The following is a 17294-nucleotide window of genomic DNA, read 5'->3' on the forward strand; positions in this document are numbered from 1 at the left end:
CGCTCACCGGAAAAGTACGCTGGGCGCAGCGGCGGGTGACGCCGATCACTTCGAGAAGGGGGCGGTCGTGCTGGTCGAGGGCCAGCGCAACAGGCGCGTCCTGCGCCGGGTGACCGGGCTGGCCCGCAGCACCCCCGGCCGGTTGAGCCTGGTCGCGCTGCTGCTGATCTCGGCGAGCCTGCTGGCGGGCGCACTGACCGCGCTGTCGGTGCAGCGCAGGTCCGACGCGCTGGCGGCGCTGGCGGACCGCAGCGAGCCGCTGGCCTTCGCCGCGCAGGAGGTCCACCGGGCGATGGCCGACGCCGACGCGACCGCGGCCAGCGCGTTCCTGTCCGGCGGGGTGGAGTCCCCGCGCCTGCGCGGGCGCTACGAGGCGGACGTGGCCAAGGCCGCGGCGGCGCTGTCGGCGGCGACCAGCGAGAGCACCCGCTCCCCCGAGCTGTCGCCGGTGCTGTCGACGCTGTCGGGGCAGCTGCCGGTCTACACGGGGCTGGTGGAGACCGCCCGCGCGCACAACCGGCAGGGCAACCCGGTAGGAGCGGCCTACCTGCGGGAGGCCTCGCACCTGATGCGCTCGCGGCTGCTGCCCGCCGCGCAGGAGCTCTACCGGGCGGAGACCGGCAACGTGGCGCGCGACCTGCGCGGAGCCGGAGCGCTGCCGTGGTCGGAGCTGGCGCTGGGGGCGGTGCTGCTGACGGCGCTGGCGCTGGCTCAGCGGTACCTGACCCGCAAGACCAACCGGCTGCTCAACGTGGGTCTGCTGGTCGCCACGGCGATGGCGGTGGTGTCGCTGCTGTGGGTGCTCGCCGCCAGCCTGCTGGTGGTCGCGCGGGTGGACTCCAGCGCGCGGGACGCGGCGCTGGTGGACGTGCTGGCCAGGGCGCGGATCGCGACGCTGTCCGCCCGCGGCGACGAGACGCTGACGCTGGTGGCGCGCGGCAGCGGGGCGCAGTACGAGCAGCGCTACGGCGAGGCGGACGCCCAGTTGCGGGAGTTGCTGGCGCAGGCGCGCGGCATGACCGACGCGCCCGCCGTGGCCGCGGCGGTGCGGCACCAGCAGCGCTGGCAGGAGGTGCACGCGCGGGTGCGCGCGGCCGACGACGGCGGTGATGTCGCCCAGGCGGTGGCCCTGGCGCTGGGGCAGGACCCGGCGGGTGCGGCGACGGCGTTCGACGCGCTGGACGCCGGGCTGGTCGAGGCGCTGGCCGGGGCGCGGCAGGGGCTGACCGACTCCATCGCGCGGGCGCGCGGAGCGCTGACCGGGGCGGTGCCGGTGGTGGTGCTGCTGGCGCTGGGCGCGGCGGCGGCCTCGACGGCGGGGCTGTGGCAGCGGTTGAAGGAGTACCGGTGAGACCGCCACCCCGCCCCTTGCCGCCCCGCTCATGGCCGCGCGCGACCCCGCTGGTCAGGGCGCTGATGACGGTCGCGCTGGCATCGTTGCCGCTGCTGTGCGGCTGCGCCCCGGTGCCCAGCTCGGCGCCGGAGATCGGCGGCGGCGTGGTGGAGCCACCGCGGCCCGCCGACGCGGTGGAGCTGCCCGCGGCGCCCGGCAGCGCCACCGCGCCACCCGACTCCTGCGGGGATCCCCTGGCCAGCCTGCGGCCGACCGGGCAGCAGCCCGCGCCGGGGCGGATGCCCGCCGGGTCGACCATGGAGCGCATCCAGCAGCGCGGCAAGCTGATCGCCGGGGTGGACCAGAACACCTACCTGATGGGGTTCCGCAACCCGCTGTCCGGGCAGCTGGAGGGCTTCGACGTGGACATGGTCCGCGAGGTCGCCGCGGCTGTGCTGGGCGATCGCGACGCCGTCCAGTTCAAGGTGCTGACCTCCGACGAGCGCATCCCGGCGCTGGAGCGCGGCGAGGTCGACATCGTGGTGCGCACCATGACGGTCAACTGCGAGCGCAGGCAGCGGGTGGACTTCTCCGCGGTGTACTACCTGGCGGGCCAGAAGGTGCTGGTGCCCACCTCCTCCGACGCGGACGGCATCGAGGACCTGGGCGGGCGGCGGGTGTGCGCGACCAAGGGCTCCAGCTCGCTGACCAACGTGGCCGCCGCCCCGTCGCGGCCGATCGCGGTCGGGGTGCCCAACTGGACCGACTGCCTGGTGATGCTGCAACAGGGCCAGGTGGACGCGATCTCCACCGACGACACGATCCTGGCCGGGTTCGCCGCGCAGGACCCCTACACCAAGGTGGTGGGGCCGCGGTTCACCACCGAGCCCTACGGCATGGCCGTGCCCAGGCACCACGAGGACTTCGTGCGGTTCGTCAACGGCGTGCTGGAGCGGTTGCGCGCCGACGGCACCTGGGCGGCGATCCACCGCCGGTGGCTGGGCGACCCGCCCGCCCCGCCCGAGCCGGTCTACCGGGATTGACGTGCAGTCCCGTGGCAGGGGTGCGCCTGCCGGGCAGGATGGAGAGGCGATGAGGACGTGCCCGCGACCCGCGTGCGGCGGCCGGGTGGGCAGCGACGGGTTCTGCCACCGGTGCGGCCTGGAGGCGCCGGTGCTGGAGGACACCGCTCCGGCCACCGCTGCTGATGCCGCTGCGGGCACCGGCCCCCGCACCGCGCCGGACAGCTCCCCGTCGACCGGGCCGGGCACCGCGCCGTGGACGGGGACGAGCGCCGCGGCGACCCGGTCGCGGCGGGCCGTCACCCGCGCGTCGACGCGCTCCTCGGGACGGGGCCGGTTGGGCGCGGGCCTGGTGGAGGTGCCGCGCGTGCCCTACCGCGACCCCAAGACCGCGGTGCTGACCGACCCGGAGGTGCCCGAGGCCAAGCGGTTCTGCAGCAACTGCGGCAAGCAGGTCGGGCGCGGCCGCGACGGGCGGCCGGGGCGGGTCGAGGGGTTCTGCGCGCACTGCGGCCACCGCTACTCGTTCACCCCGAAGCTGGAGCCGGGCGAGGTGCTGCACGAGCAGTACGAGGTGCTGGGGTGCCTGGCGCACGGCGGGCTGGGCTGGATCTACCTGGCCGCCGACCACGCGGTCAGCGACCGGTGGGTGGTGCTCAAGGGCCTGCTGGACTCCGGGGACGCCGACGCGATGGCCGCGGCGATGGCCGAGCGCCGGTTCCTGGCGGAGGTGGAGCACCCCAACATCGTCAAGATCCACAACTTCGTGCGGCACGCCGACCGGCGCAGCGGCGAGCTGGTCGACTACATCGTGATGGAGTACGTCGGCGGCACCTCGGTCAAGGACATGATCAAGCAGCTGCGCGCGCGGGGCACCGGCACCGAGTCGCTGCCGGTGGCGCAGGCCATCGCCTACGCGCTGGAGGCGCTGCCCGCCCTGGGCTACCTGCACAGCGTGGGGCTGCTGTACTGCGACTTCAAACCCGACAACGTGATCCAGACCGAGGAGCAGCTCAAGCTGATCGACCTGGGCGCGGTGCGGCGCGTCGACGACCGGCACTCCCCCATCTACGGCACCATCGGCTACCAGGCGCCGGAGATCGGCAAGCGCGGCCCGTCGGTGGCCTCCGACCTGTACACGGTGGGCCGGGCGCTGGCGGTGATGAGCTTCCACTTCGACTTCCGCCACGCCCACCGCGAGTCGCTGCCGGGGCCGCAGGAGCAGCCGCTGCTGGCGCGGCACGACTCGTTCCGCCGGTTCCTGGCCCGTGCCACGCACCGCGACCCCGACCAGCGCTTCGCCTCGGCCGAGGAGATGGCCGAGCAGCTGACCGGGGTGCTGCGGGAGGTGCTGGCGCAGCAGGACGGCCTGCCGCGACCGGGGCTGTCGCGGCAGTTCACCCCGGAACGGCGGGTGCCCGCCGCGTTCGACGTGGCCCGCGACGCCGGGGCCGCGTGGCGGGCGCTGCCGGTGCCGCAGGTGGACGCCGCCGACCCGGCGGCGGGGTTCCTGGCCACGGCGGGCGGCGACCCGCAGGAGCTGGTGCGGGCGCTGCGGTCGGCGCCGGTGACCACGGTGGAGGTGCGGCTGCAGCTGGCGCGGTCGCTGGTGGAGGCGGGCCGGGTGGCCGAGGCGGAGGCGGAGCTGGACGCGCTGGCCGCCGCGCGGGACGTCGAGGACGACCTCGCCGAGGACGACTGGCGTCCCGGCTGGTACCTGGGGGTGGCGGCGCTGGCGGACGGGCGGGTGCGACAGGCCAGGGAGGCGTTCGAGATCATCTGCGACGTGCTGCCCGGTGAAGCCGCCCCCAAGTTGGCGATCGCGGTGTGCGCGGAGGCCGAGGGCGACCCGGCCACCGCGGCGCGGTTCTACGAGGTGGTGTGGTGCACCGACCACTCCTACGTCAGCGCCGCCTTCGGCTGGTCGCGGGTGCTGCTGGCGCGCGGGGCCCGGCGGGAGGCGGTGGCGGTGCTGCACTCGGTGCCCGACACCTCCAGCCACCACGTGACCGCGCAGGTGGCCGCGGTGCGGGCGCAGGCGGGCGGGGAACTGCCCGACGTGCTGGCGGCCGGTACCCGGTTGGCGGGGCTGGAGCTGGACGTGGCGCGGCGGGTGGAGCTGACCGCGGAGGTGCTGGGGCGGGCGCTGGAGTCGCTGCGCGCGGGCGAGGCGGTGCCGGGAACCCTGCTGGGCTGCCCGGTCACCGACACCGGCCTGCGGCTGGGGCTGGAACGCTGCTACCGGCAGCTGGCCCGGTTGGCCGACACCCCCGAGCAGCGCATCGCTCTCGTCGACCGCGCGAACGCGGTCCGGCCAAGGACGTTGGTGTGATCATGGAGTGCTGTCCGGAGTGCGGGGCGCCGGTCTCGGCGCAGGACCGGTTCTGCGAGGCGTGCGGGCGCAACCTGCGGGTGCAGCGCACCCCGGTGGGCGGGCCGGGCGCCGGGCCCGCGACGCGGTGCGCGTGCGGCGGGGAGGAGTTCGACGCCGGGCAGTGCTGCGCGCGGTGCGGCCGGGCGCGCGGGCAGGGGCGCGACCGGGTGGAGTTCTCGCTGCCGGGCGTGGCCGGGGTCAGCGACCTGGGCAGGCGCAGGCGCCGCAACGAGGACTCGCTGGCGTTCGGGCGGGTGCGCGGGCGCGGGGTCGCGGCGGTGGTGTGCGACGGGGTGGCTTCCTCCGAGCGCGCCGAGCAGGCCTCCCAGCTGGCCGCGGACACCGCCTTGGACGTGCTGCTGGCGGCGGTGCAGTGCGGAGGTGACGCGGAGGCGGCCACGGTGGACGCGGCGATGTCGGCCGACCGCGCGGTGAGCGCGCTGGCGCGGCCGGAGGCGCCGGAGCTGGCGCCGTCGTGCACCTTCGTCTCGGCGGTGGTGATCGACGGGGCGGTGACCGTGGGCTGGGTGGGCGACAGCCGCGCCTACCTGGTGGCCGAAACCGGTGCCGCGCGCCTGACCAGCGACGACACCTGGGCCGCGCAGCTGGTGGCACAGGGGGTGCTGACCGAGCGGGAAGCGCTGACCGACCGGCGGGCGCACGTGCTGTCCAAGTGGCTGGGCGGGGACTCGGGCTTCGGCACACCACAGGTGGTGACGCTGCAGGCGGGGACACCGGCGCTGTTGGTGCTGTGCAGCGACGGGCTGTGGAACTACCTGCCCGAACCCGAGGACCTCAAGGCGGCGCTACCGGTGGGGACACCTCCGCTGGAGGTGGCGCGGGCGCTGGTGGAGGTGGCCCTGGAGTCCGGGGGCCACGACAACGTGACGGTGGTCGTCGTTCAGCTGCGGGGTGGGCATGGCGCTTGATCTCGCCCGAATCCCCTGCGGGGCAACCGGGGGCACGTGGCCGCGTGGCTGACCCGCTAGCGCGCCTGCCACGCGGCGAAGGCCGCCCGCACCTCCTCGGGTGAGGCCGTCAGGGCGTCGGGGTCGGGGGTGGCCTCGGTGACGTAAGGGAGATGGACGAGGAGGTCGTAGGCGTCCAGAGGGTCGACTTCGGCGTAGTAGGTGCCGTAGCGCTGCCGTGACGCGGCCCGCACGGCCTCGGCGTCGCGCGAGGACAGGGTGCGCAGATCGGTGATGAAAGGCCCGTCATGGCTTGCGGCCATGAGCGCGTCGAGGCTGCCCGGCTCGGGCGGTGGCAGACGCTCGAACAGCTCGCCCGCGAAGAAGCCGGGACCCAGGGTGCGGCCGGTGGCGGTGGTGGTGCCGATGACCAGGTAGTCCCGCCCCAGCCGGTCGGCCAGGCGCATCCCCATGGTGGTCACCGGTGCCGCCGCGCCGGGCATGGTGACGGGTTGGCGCTGGATGTGGCCGTTGTGGGCGGCCAGCACCACCCGCCGCTCCCGGCCCAGCACCCACTCGACGGTCTCGGCGATGGTGGTGTCCCGGTGCAGCGCGGCGCTGCGCAGGTCGCCGCGTGCCATCCCGCGCAGCACCACGTCGAGGGTGACCGTGTTGGCCATCGCCCGCAGCGCGCGCTCGTAGTCTTCCGCGCCGGTGCGCCGGACGTGGTCCAGGCTGCCCGCCCGCAGGCGTGCCGCGAGTTCGGCCAGGCCCGCCGTCAGCGCGTCGCGGCGTTCGACCGGCAACTGCCCGTAGGCGGCCAGCGCCTGTGGGATGGCGAAGGCGGAGGTGGCCGGGAACGTCGCGGCGGTCGCGCGCAGGGCGGGGCTGACCGGCGACTCGGGCTCGGCGCGGGCCAGGTGGTCGAGCACGACGTCCAGGGCGGGCAGCAGGGAGGCGTTGGCGCACCCCAGGTCGATGCCGTAGAAGCCGACCGGAGTGGATGCGGCGTTGTGCCGCCGCATCCACTCCAGGTGCTCGCGCATCTGCGTCCACGACCCCATCAGCGAGGTCAGGCCCTCGGCCAGGACCCGGCCGACCGGCTGCGCCCCGCCGCGGACCCAGTCGTCGACCAGCCACGCCTCGCAGGCCCCGGTCTCCATCGCGTAGGTGGTGAACCCGTGCCGTTCGACCAGGTAGCGCAGCAGGCGGTGGCGCAGCCGGTAGGACTCGGCGTTGTAGTGCGCGCTCTCGCCGATCGCCACCACCCGCGCGTCGCCGATGGCCCGGTCCAGGTGCGCCAGGTCGTCCAGCGGCGCGTCCGGGTCCAGCGTGCGCAGCGGTACCACCGCCTGGTCACCGAGCCTGTCCGGTGCGGTCGTCATGTCGCCCCCCATATCCGTTTCCAATTTTGGGAAAGGTACCAGATGTGAGATCGTCCGGGGCGTGGACGCCCTCGACCTGCTCCTGCACCCGATCCGGCTGCGCATCGTGCACGTGATGTCCGACAGCGGCACCCACACCACCTCGCAGGTGTGCACCCGCCTGCCCGACGTGCCCAAGACCACCGTGTACCGCCACGTGGGCCTGCTGGTCGAGGGCGGGGTGCTGGAAGTCGCCGACGAGCAGCGCGTGCACGGCGCGGTGGAGCGGCACTACCGGCTGCGCCGCGAGCGGTACGCGGTGGACCAGCAGGCGGCCGAGGCCATGTCGCTGGAGGACCACCGCCGCGGGTTCACCGCCGCGATGGCCGCGATGATCGGCGAGTTCGGCTCCTACCTCGACCGTGACGGGGCCGACCCGGCCACCGACGGCGTCGGCTACCGCCAGGGCGTGCTGTGGCTCAGCCGCGAGGAACTGGCCGAGGTCGCCGAGGGGATGCGCCGGGTGTACGCGGCCAGAGCGGGCAACGGGCCCGCGCCGGGCCGGGCCCCCTACCTGGTCAGCGCGGTCTTCTTCCCCACCGCAACGCACCGGCCGTGAAGACGACGCACCCTCGGCCGCGGAGCCCGCCCTAGCGCTCGATGGCGTCCAGGGCCTTGTAGATGCGCTTGTCGGAAACGCTGTAGCGGGTGCCGATGGTCTGGGCGAAGTAGCTCAACCGCAGCTCCTCGATCATCCACCGCACCTCCTCCAACGCCTCCTGCGGCTCGTCGGCGGGCAACTGGGCGCGCAGCTCCCGGTACTCGGCGTGGACCTGGTGCACCCGGTCCATCCACTCCCGGTCACGCCCCACGTTCTCGGTCAGCTTCTCCAACCGCCGGGACATGCCCTGCAGGTAGCGGTGCACATCCCCCAGCCGCCCGGCCCCCGCCTCGGTGACGAACCCCTTGTGCACCAGACCGCGCAGCTGAGCCCGGACATCGGCCAGCGACTCCTCGAACACCGCGCCGCGCACCCCGGCCAGGCGCAACTCGACGTCCTGGGCCGCCTCCAGCACCCGCCGGACCTTGCCCACCACGTCGAACACCGTCTCACCCAGGTGCTTGCGCACGTGCTCGGCCAGCTTGGCGAACCCCGCCTGCGTCCACGCAGGCCCCCCGGCCTGCGCCATGAGCTGGTCCACCGCGGCCGCGATGCAATCCGCCAGCAGGGGCGCGACGCCGCCATGGGGATTGCGGGTCAACGCCAACTTCTCGGCGTTGTTCAGCCCCCGCTGCAGCAGCTTGACCGGAGAGGGCACGGTCAGCAACAACAACCGCCGGGTACCCGCCCACATGGCCTGGCGCTGCCGACCGGGGGTGTCCAGGATCTCCACCGCCACCGAATCGCCCTTGTCCACCAGCGCCGGATACGCGGTGACCACGATGCCGGACTGGCGGCGCTGCACGGTGCGCGGCAGATCACCGATGTCCCAGCTGGTCACACCGGTGCGGGCCAGGCTGGCAGCGGCGGCGGCCAAGCTGTCGCGCAGCTCCGCGCGCAACCGCTGCTTGAGCGCCCCCAGATCCTTGCCCCTGGCCAGCTCCCGGTCGTTGTCGTCCACGACCTGGAAGGTGAGCCTGAGATGCTCGGGCACCTGGTCCAGCCGCCACTCCTCGCGCGGCACGCTCACCCCGGTCAACGCCCTGAGCTCGCGCTCCAAGGCGGGCAGCAGGGCCTCGTCGGCGCCGATGCGGGCCAGCGCGGCAGCCGCCACGTCCGGCACGGGCACGAAGTTGCGGCGCAACGGCTTGGGCAGCGACCGGATCAGCGCCACCACCAGCTCCGTGCGCAGACCCGGCACCTGCCAGGACAGCGAGTCGTCGGGCAGCGCGGTCAACGCGGGCAGCGGCAACCGCACGGTCACCCCGTCCGCATCCGTGCCCGGCTCGAACCGGTAGCTCAACGGCAGGGTCAGCCCGCTGCGGTCGATCCGGTCGGGATAAGCCTCGGGACTGACCTGCGCCCGGTCGTTGACCAGCATGTCCTTGTCGAAGCTGAGCAGCTCCGGCTGGGCGTGCCGGGTCTTCTTCCACCAGCTGTCGAAGTGCCGGGCCGAAACCACCTCGGCGGGCACCCGCTGGTCGTAGAAGTCGTAAAGAGTCTCGTCGTCGACGACGATGTCGCGCCGCCGCGCCCGGTTCTCCAGCTCCGCGACCTCCGCCAACAGCTCCCGGTTGCGGTGGAAGAACTTGTGGTGGGTAGTCCACTCCCCCTGCACCAGAGCGTGCCGGATGAACAGCTCCCGCGACAGCTCCGGATCGATCCGCCCGTAGTTGACCTTGCGGGAGGCCACGATCGGCACCCCGTACAAAGTCACCTTCTCCAGCGCCACCACCGCACCCCGGCGAGCCTCCCAGTGCGGCTCGCTGTAAGTGCGCTTGACCAGGTGCTCACCCAGCTTCTCGGCCCACTCCGGCTCGATGCGCGCCACGATCCGACCCCACAACCGCGAGGTCTCCACCAACTCCGCCGCCATCACCCACTGCGGAGGCTTGCGGAACAGCGCCGAACCGGGGAAGATCGCGAACTTCGCGTTGCGGGCCCCCAAGTACTCGGTGGCCTGCCGCTTGCCCGCGTCACGCTTGAGCACGTCCTTGACACCGATGTGCGACAACAACCCCGACAGCAGACTGATGTGGATGCTGCGCGGATCGGCGGGCTCGTCGTTGACGTGCACACCCAACGTCTTGGCCACCTGCCGCAACTGCGTGTACACGTCCTGCCACTCCCGCACCCGCAGGTAGTTCAGGAACTCCGACCGGCACAGCTTGCGGAACTGGTTGGACGACAGCTCCCGCTGCCTCTCCCGCAGGTAATTCCACAAGTTGAGATAAGCCAGGAAATCCGAATCCGGATCGCGGAACCGGCTGTGCTGCTCGTCGGCGGCCTGCTGCTTGTCACTGGGCCGCTCACGCGGGTCCTGGATCGACAACGCCGCGGCGATCACCATGACCTCCCGCACGCAGCCGTTGCGATCACCCTCGATCACCATGCGCGCCAACCGCGGGTCCACCGGCAGCTGCGCCAACTTGCGCCCCAGCGGCGTCAACTTCTGCTCGGCGGGCAGGATCGCACCCAACTCCTGCAGCAACTGCACACCATCGGCGATGTTGCGCGACTCCGGCGGGTCGATGAACGGGAACGCTGCGATATCACCCAACCCGATGGAAGTCATCTGCAGGATGACCGACGCCAGGTTCGTGCGCAGGATCTCCGGATCGGTGAACTCCGGACGCGCGTCGAAGTCGTCCTCGGTGTAGAGCCGGATGCAGATACCCTCCGACACCCGCCCACAACGCCCCTTGCGCTGGTTGGCCGAAGCCTGCGAAATCGGCTCGATCGGCAACCGCTGCACCTTCAACCGGTGGCTGTAGCGCGAAATGCGCGCGGTACCCGGATCGACCACGTACTTGATCCCCGGCACCGTCAACGACGTCTCGGCCACGTTCGTCGCCAACACCACCCGACGCCCCCGGTGCGGCTGGAACACCCGGTGCTGCTCACCGAAGGACAGCCGCGCGTACAACGGCAGGATCTCCGTATCACGCAGCTCCAACGCCGCCAACGCGTCCGCGGTGTCCCGGATCTCCCGCTCACCGGAGAGGAACACCAGCACATCACCGGGCCCCTCCGCCTGCAACTCCCGCACCGCGTCGCAGATCGCCTGCGTCTGATCCCGATCCGGATCGGCATCGACGTCATCGGGATCCACGATCGGTCGGTAGCGCACCTCCACCGGGTACGTGCGCCCCGAGACCTCGATGATCGGCGCACCGCCGAAGTGCCGGGAGAACCGCTCCGGATCGATCGTCGCCGAGGTGATGACCACCTTCAGATCCGGCCGCCTCGGCAGCAGCTGCTTGAGGTAGCCCAGCAGGAAGTCCACGTTGAGGCTGCGCTCGTGCGCCTCGTCGATGATGATCGTGTCGTAGCGCGACAGCATCCGGTCGCTCTGGATCTCGGCCAGCAGGATGCCGTCGGTCATCAACTTGACCAGCGTGTCATCACCGGACTGATCGGTGAAGCGCACCTTGTAGCCCACCGCCGACCCCAACGGCGTGCCCAACTCCTGCGCCACCCGCTCGGCCACCGTCCGCGCCGCCAACCGCCGCGGCTGCGTGTGCCCGATCTGCCCCAACACCCCCCGACCCAGCTCCAGGCAGATCTTGGGCAGCTGCGTCGTCTTGCCCGACCCCGTCTCCCCCGCCACGATCACCACCTGGTGCTCGCGGATCAACGCGGCGATGTCGTCCTTGCGCGCGCTGACCGGCAACTCCGCCGGATAGGTGATCTTCGGCACGGCCTCGCGGCGCAGCGCCACCCGCAGCTCCGCCTGCTCCAGCTCCGCCTCGATCTCGGCGACCACCGCCAACCGCGCCTTGTCGTCACGGACCTTGCGGGCCCCCTCCAACCTGCGGCGAAGCCGCCGCTGGTCCCGCGACATGAGCTCGGGCAGGCGCTGATGCAGATCGGCGAAGAGCGAGGTGTTCATACTGCGCCCAAGGATAGTCAGCTCCACCCGCACAAGCCCCCGAATAACCCCCGCCGAGCACCGTTCGAGGCGTGCGTCTCACCACTGCCCCCCAGCCACACCCCCCGGCGACACCCCACAACCTAGCGACAAACCCCCCAAACCCCACCCGGCCGCACGAAGATCCGGTACACAACACCTGCCAACCACACCCGAGACCAACCATTCGGCGGATACCCACCACGCCAGGGCCTGGTGAGGTAGACCCGTCGATGAGTCGGGGGACCATCGAGGGGAAGCACTTGTTCCAACCCGTGCCGGTTCCCGGCCTGCCACCCAGCACCGCACTGGCGGACCTCGCCACCGCGGGCGACGACCACGCCTGGCTCGCGGGCACCACCGGGGTCTTCACCAGCCACCCCTCGGCCCCCCTCGTGCTGCGCTGGACCGGCCACACCTGGCAGGAAGAACCCCTCCCCCACCTCCCCGCCGCCGCCAGCCTCGCGGGCATCTCCGCCACCGGCCCCCACGACGTCTGGGCCGTCGGCAACAGCGCGGGCAAACCCCTCCTGCTCCACTACGACGGCACCACCTGGCACCTCCTCGACCTGCCACCCATCACCTGGGCCAAAGCCGTCACCGCCATCACCCCCCACGACGTCCACATCGTCGGCACCGGCCCCGACACCCTCCACTGGGACGGCACCCGCTGGACCCGCACCACCGTCCTGGCCTCCCCCCGCGAAGGGCTCCAGACCATCACCGCCACCGGCCCCCACGACGTCTGGGCAGGCGGCGGCGGCCTCGCGGGCACCGGCCCCACCAGCTACGAGTACCCCGTCCTCATCCACTGGGACGGCACCCGCTGGACCGACCTGCGCGTCCCCCGCCTCGAACACGGCCACATCGCCCACCTCGCCGCCGCCACCCCCACCGACCTCTGGCTGGGCCACCAGCGCGACACCGACGGCCTGCTCGTCCACCGCTGGGACGGCCACCGCTGGCACCCCGTCCCCACCCCCACCGGTCCCGACCGGCTCAGCCTCCACGGCGTCACCGCGGGCTGGACCTGGGGCGTGCGCACCACCCGCCGCAGCTTCGAGACCCGCCCCACCTTCCACCGCTGGACCGGCCAGGACTGGACCCCCATCCCCCTGCCCGACGACCTGGCCGCCACCCCCGCCTCCCACGTCGGCCTCGCCACCACCTCCACCGGCACCGCCTGGGCCTACCTCAAGACCGCCGAAGGCGTTCACGTCCTGCGCCACACCCCAGCCACCTGACGACTCACCGGTCCTCCTGGGTGCGCTGTCGAGCGCCTTCGCCAGCGGAGGGCTCGGCGTCCCTGCGTTTTGCGTTTGTTCTGTGTGTTCGACTGCACCACTCTGTGTGATTGATTTTATTCCACACTGAAATCATCGAATATATTGATTTTGATGAGGTCGCCCGTGCTCCCGCCCGAACCGGTGCGCGTCTACCGCCCAGACCGGGTCGGTTGGGGCGCTGAGGAGAACACCGTCACCCGCCTCGGGTTGTGACCGACAGCGCACGGGCGGTCGTTAACCGTAAACGCGACCCCGGCTCCCGGACGGAGCTGAACGGCCCAGCGCACCGCCCGACTCGGGCTACCGGTGACGTCGTCCTGGTCGCACTCCCCCGCTTGATCAGCGGTTTTGGACCGGCGCTTGCCCCGCGGGACGCATCCTGACCCGCGCAAGCCGGCAGACAGCTCTCCGCCGTCACCTCCAGGCAGGGGATTTACCAGGGCATTCACCGCAATACGATCAGCCCACCTGGTCGTCGGCCGCCGACCAGTCGGACCGCCGCCCCACCGGTGGCCCCCGGCCTACCCTGCAAGGTCCGGGGGCCACTACCGCTGCGGCTCACCCGCGCGGCTCACCCGCCGGTGGTGCCGCCCACCACCGCGTCGGAGGAGGCGGGCCGCTCCGGCGGCGGCACCACCCCGGACAGGTCGCCGCCGTTGTCGTTGACCCGCAGCACGAACGGCCGGGTCGGGGTGTACTGGACCACCGACACCGAAGCCGGGTCGACCACGATCCGCTGGAAGCCGTCCAGGTGCACGCCCAGCGCGTCGGCCAGCACCGCCTTGATCACGTCGCCGTGGCTGCACGCCACCCACACCGCGCGCGGCCCGAACTCCTCGGTGATCCGCGCGTCGTGCCTGCGCACCGCGGCCACCGCGCGCGCCTGCACCGCGGCCAGCCCCTCCCCGCCGGGGAACACCGCGGCGGAGGGGTGCTGCTGCACCACCGACCACAGCGGCTCCTCGACCAGGCCTTTGAGCTCACGCCCGGTCCACTCGCCGTACTCCACCTCGGCCAATTCCGGCTCGACCACAGGGGTCAGCCCGCGCGCGGCCAGCAGCGGCTCCAGGGTCGCCCCGCAGCGCTCCAACGGCGAGGTCACCACGGCATCGACCGGAATGTCCGCCAGGCGGTCCACCAGGGCCTTGGCCTGCTCCTCCCCCTTGTCGGACAGCCGCACCCCCGGTTGGCGCCCGGCCAGCACACCGGAGCCGTTGGCGGTCGAACGCGCGTGTCGCAGCAAGATCACGGTAGCCACGGCCCCCACCCTATGCGGCCGGTTCTCCCACCGTGAAAAGCGACGCTCCCCCCTCGCCCCTCCCCCACCCGCGTCGGCAAGTACTACCCGACGAGGCCAGGAGGGCCGGTAACTACCACCCGACACGCGTGAAAGCGCGGGGGCGGGGTGCGCGAATGTCGAATTCGGGGTGTCCGGAGGTTCGACTCGCGGGAGGGCGAGACGCTCGTAAACGGCGTGGAGGCCCTGCCGACCAGTGCGGCAGGGCCTCCACGTGGAGCCAGGGACTACGACGGGCTGATCAGGTTCATCGACAGCAGGCCCATGAGCACGATGCCCAGCAGCAGCCGGTACCAGACGAAGGCCGAGTAGCTGTGCTTGGACACGTACCGCAGCAGCCAGGCGATGGTGGCGTAGCCGACCGCGAAGGCCACGATCGTGGCCACGATCATCTGCGGCACCGACGCGGCGTTGGGCTCGGAGCGGTCGAGCACGTCGGGGATGCTGAACAGGCCCGCGCCGAACACCGCGGGCAGCGCAAGCAGGAAGGAGTAGCGCGCCGCGGAGGCGCGGTCCAGGCCCAGGAACAGGCCCGCGGTCAGCGTGCCGCCGGAGCGGGACACACCGGGGATCAGCGCCAGCGCCTGCGCCAGGCCCATGCCCACCGCGTCCTTGAGCTCCAGCCTGGTGCGCACGTGCTTGGCCAGCTGGTCGGCCAGGCCCAGCAGCAGGCCGAAGACCACCAGCACGGTCGCGGTGATCCACAGGTTGCGGAACGAGGACCGGATGACGTCCTTGAGCAGGAAGCCCAGGACGCTGATCGGGATCGAGCCGATGATGACGTACCAGGCCATCCGGTAGTCCTCGGTCTGCCGCGCGGCCTTGCTGAACAGGCCGCGGAACCAGGCCGCGATGAAGTTGCCGATGTCCTTGGCGAAGTAGATGAGCACCGCGACCTCGGTACCCAGCTGGATCACCGCGGTGAACGACGCGCCCGCGTCGTTGCCGAAGAACAGCGTGGACACGATCCGCACGTGCGCCGACGAGGAAATGGGCAGGAATTCCGTCAAGCCTTGGACTAGTCCGAGGACAAGGGCCTGCAACCAGCTCAACTACCTACTCCTGCCAGATCCAGAGCTTCGGACGCCGTGCGCAGCGCGGCGATCCCCTGATCGAGATCTTGCAGCATGGGTGAAACCGTGAGAGTGGTGACCCCCGCCTCGGCGTAGGCCTTCATGCGGTCTGCTATGCGCTGCTTCGGACCCAGCAGCGAGGTACGGTCCAGGAAGTCCACCGGCAGCGCCGCCATGGCCCCCTGGTAGTCCCTGGCCAGGTACTTGTCCTGCACCTCGGCCGCTTCGGCGGCGAAGCCCATGCGCGCGGCGAGGGCGTTGTAGAAGTTCTTCTGCCTGCTGCCCATGCCGCCCACGTACAGCGCGGCGTAGGGGCGCACGCTGTCGGCGCACGCGCGCCAGTCGTCGCCGACGGCCAGCGGCACGGTCGGCACGACGTCGAAGCCGTCGAGGGTCTTGCCCGCCTTCTCCCGGCCTGCCCGCAGCGCGGTCAGCGACTCCGCGGAGTCCTCGGGCGAGAAGAAGATGGCCAGCCAGCCGTCGGCGATCTCGCCCGCCAGCTCGACGTTCTTCGGGCCCACCGCGGCGAGGTAGAGCGGGATGTGCTCGCGCACCGGGTGCACGGTCAGGGTGAGCGCCTTGCCGGGGCCGTCGGGCAGCGGCAGGGTGTAGTGCGCGCCGTCGTAGCGCAGCCGCTCCCGGCGCAGCGCCATGCGCACGATGTCGACGTACTCGCGGGTGCGCGCCAGCGGCTTGTCGAACCGCACGCCGTGCCAGCCCTCGGAGACCTGCGGCCCGGACACGCCCAGGCCCATCCGGAAGCGCCCGCCGGACAGCGAGTCCAGCGTCGCCGCGGTCATCGCCGCCATCGCCGGGGTGCGGGCGGGGATCTGCAGGATCGCGCTGCCCACGTCGACGCGCTCGGTCTGCGCGGCCACCCAGGCCAGCACCGTGGGCGCGTCGGAGCCGTAGGCCTCCGCCGCCCACACCACCGAGAAGCCCAGCCGGTCGGCTTCCTTGGCCAGTTCGAGGTTGGCCGCGTCGTTGCCGGCACCCCAGTACCCGAGGTTCAGTCCCAGTCGCACGAAGCCGGACCCTACCGCCGGGTAACACCATTTGCCAGGCCGGGACGTCGATCAACCCTTAGGCTGCGCCGCGTGGAACAGCGATACCTCGGCCGGAGCGGCCTGCGGGTCTCCCGGATGGCCCTGGGCACCATGACGTGGGGCCGGGACACCGACGCGGACGAGGCGGCCACCCAGCTGCTGGCCTTCACCGAGGCGGGCGGCACGCTCGTGGACACCGCCGACGTCTACGTCGAGGGCGAGAGCGAGCGCATCCTGGGCGGCCTGCTGGGTGAGGTGGTGCCGCGCGAGGACCTGGTCATCGCCACCAAGGCGGTGGCGCGGCGCAACGACGGGCCGTTCGGCGGCGGGGCCTCGCGCGGGGCGCTGCTGCACGCGCTGGAGGGTTCGCTGCGCAGGCTGGGCGTGGAGCACGTCGACCTGTGGCAGCTGCACGCCTGGGATCCGGCGGTGCCGCTGGAGGAGACCCTGTCCGCCCTGGACGCCGCGGTCACCAGCGGCAAGGTGCGCTACGTCGGGGTGTCGAACTACGCGGGCTGGCAGCTGGCCACGGCCGCCGCGCTGCCGGGGCACACCCCGCTGGTGTCCAACCAGGCGGAGTACTCGCTGCTGGAACGCGGCATCGAGCGCGAGGTGGTGCCCGCCGCCGCGCACCACGGGATCGGCCTGCTGCCGTGGGCCCCGCTGGGCCGGGGCGTGCTCACCGGCAAGTACCGCAACGGCACCCCCGCGGACTCCCGCGGCGCTTCGGCGCACTTCGCCGGTTACGTGGAGCAGCACCGCACCGAGCGGGCCGCGCGGATCGTGCAGGCGGTGACCACGGCCGCGGACGGGCTGGGCACCTCCCCGCTGTCCGTGGCGCTGGCGTGGGTCCGGGACCGGCCGGGCGTGGTCGCGCCCGTGGTGGGCGCGCGCGACACCGGGCAGCTGCTGGGCTCGCTGGCCGCGGAGGAGCTGACGCTGCCGCCCGCGATCCGCGCCGCGCTGGACGACGTGAGCGCGATCGAGTTCGGCTACCCCGAGTGCCCGGTGGGCTGACCG

Annotated in this window: 12 protein-coding genes; 7 read left to right on the forward strand and 5 right to left on the reverse strand. The window is 72.5% G+C overall.

The genetic code is table 11. From position 1 onward, the window contains the following. Positions 1-67: 67 nt before the first annotated feature. The 4 genes from JOF41_RS12885 (at position 68) to JOF41_RS12900 (ending at position 5658) form a co-directional block, all read left to right on the forward strand. A complete protein-coding gene (locus tag JOF41_RS12885; RefSeq protein ID WP_229795580.1) occupies positions 68-1351 on the forward strand; it encodes a GlnX family signal transduction membrane protein in 1284 nt (427 codons plus the stop codon). A 65-nt stretch (positions 1352-1416) separates the two neighbouring features. Further along, positions 1417-2376 (forward strand): glutamate ABC transporter substrate-binding protein, encoded by a 960-nt coding sequence (locus tag JOF41_RS12890; RefSeq protein ID WP_209624167.1) that lies wholly within the window; start codon positions 1417-1419, stop codon positions 2374-2376. A 49-nt stretch (positions 2377-2425) separates the two neighbouring features. Continuing rightward, positions 2426-4687: a serine/threonine-protein kinase gene (locus JOF41_RS12895; RefSeq protein ID WP_209618979.1), complete on the forward strand. Its 2262-nt coding sequence runs from the start codon at positions 2426-2428 to the stop codon at positions 4685-4687. A 2-nt stretch (positions 4688-4689) separates the two neighbouring features. Beyond that, positions 4690-5658, forward strand: a complete 969-nt coding sequence (locus JOF41_RS12900) for a PP2C family protein-serine/threonine phosphatase (RefSeq protein ID WP_209618981.1) — start codon at positions 4690-4692, stop codon at positions 5656-5658. Positions 5659-5714: 56 nt separating this feature from the next. On the opposite strand, the gene JOF41_RS12905 is transcribed toward JOF41_RS12900, so the two are convergent. Beyond that, positions 5715-7022 (reverse strand): erythromycin esterase family protein, encoded by a 1308-nt coding sequence (locus JOF41_RS12905; RefSeq protein WP_209618983.1) that lies wholly within the window; start codon positions 7020-7022, stop codon positions 5715-5717. Between the two features lie 61 nt (positions 7023-7083). Between JOF41_RS12905 and JOF41_RS12910 the strand changes: the two genes are divergently transcribed. Then, a complete protein-coding gene (locus JOF41_RS12910; RefSeq protein ID WP_189223538.1) occupies positions 7084-7620 on the forward strand; it encodes a helix-turn-helix domain-containing protein in 537 nt (178 codons plus the stop codon). A 31-nt stretch (positions 7621-7651) separates the two neighbouring features. Here the strand turns inward: JOF41_RS12910 and hrpA are convergent, their stop codons facing one another. Next, on the reverse strand, positions 7652-11554 hold the full coding sequence (gene hrpA / locus JOF41_RS12915) for an ATP-dependent RNA helicase HrpA (RefSeq protein WP_209618985.1): 3903 nt from the start codon (positions 11552-11554) through the stop codon (positions 7652-7654). 251 nt (positions 11555-11805) lie between these two features. Here hrpA and JOF41_RS12920 point away from each other — a divergent pair, with 251 nt between their 5' ends. Further along, the gene (locus JOF41_RS12920; protein WP_209618986.1) at positions 11806-12816 is read left to right on the forward strand and encodes a hypothetical protein; all 1011 of its coding nucleotides are present in this window, start codon (positions 11806-11808) and stop codon (positions 12814-12816) included. Between the two features lie 613 nt (positions 12817-13429). On the opposite strand, the gene JOF41_RS12925 is transcribed toward JOF41_RS12920, so the two are convergent. From JOF41_RS12925 to JOF41_RS12935, 3 genes are all read right to left on the reverse strand, one after another. Continuing rightward, complete coding sequence (locus JOF41_RS12925) at positions 13430-14116, reverse strand: histidine phosphatase family protein (RefSeq protein ID WP_209618987.1); 687 nt, start codon at positions 14114-14116, stop codon at positions 13430-13432. Between the two features lie 266 nt (positions 14117-14382). Then, on the reverse strand, positions 14383-15207 hold the full coding sequence (locus tag JOF41_RS12930) for an undecaprenyl-diphosphate phosphatase (protein WP_189223534.1): 825 nt from the start codon (positions 15205-15207) through the stop codon (positions 14383-14385). After that, on the reverse strand, positions 15204-16253 hold the full coding sequence (locus JOF41_RS12935) for an LLM class F420-dependent oxidoreductase (protein WP_209618989.1): 1050 nt from the start codon (positions 16251-16253) through the stop codon (positions 15204-15206). Before JOF41_RS12935 ends, JOF41_RS12930 begins: the two co-directional genes overlap by 4 nt. A 72-nt stretch (positions 16254-16325) precedes the next feature. On the opposite strand from JOF41_RS12935, the gene JOF41_RS12940 reads away from it, so the two are divergent. Next, positions 16326-17291: an aldo/keto reductase gene (locus tag JOF41_RS12940; RefSeq protein ID WP_189223532.1), complete on the forward strand. Its 966-nt coding sequence runs from the start codon at positions 16326-16328 to the stop codon at positions 17289-17291. Positions 17292-17294 lie beyond the last annotated feature (3 nt).

Source organism: Saccharothrix coeruleofusca, assembly GCF_017876325.1.
In the GTDB taxonomy this organism is placed as follows: domain Bacteria; phylum Actinomycetota; class Actinomycetes; order Mycobacteriales; family Pseudonocardiaceae; genus Actinosynnema; species Actinosynnema coeruleofuscum.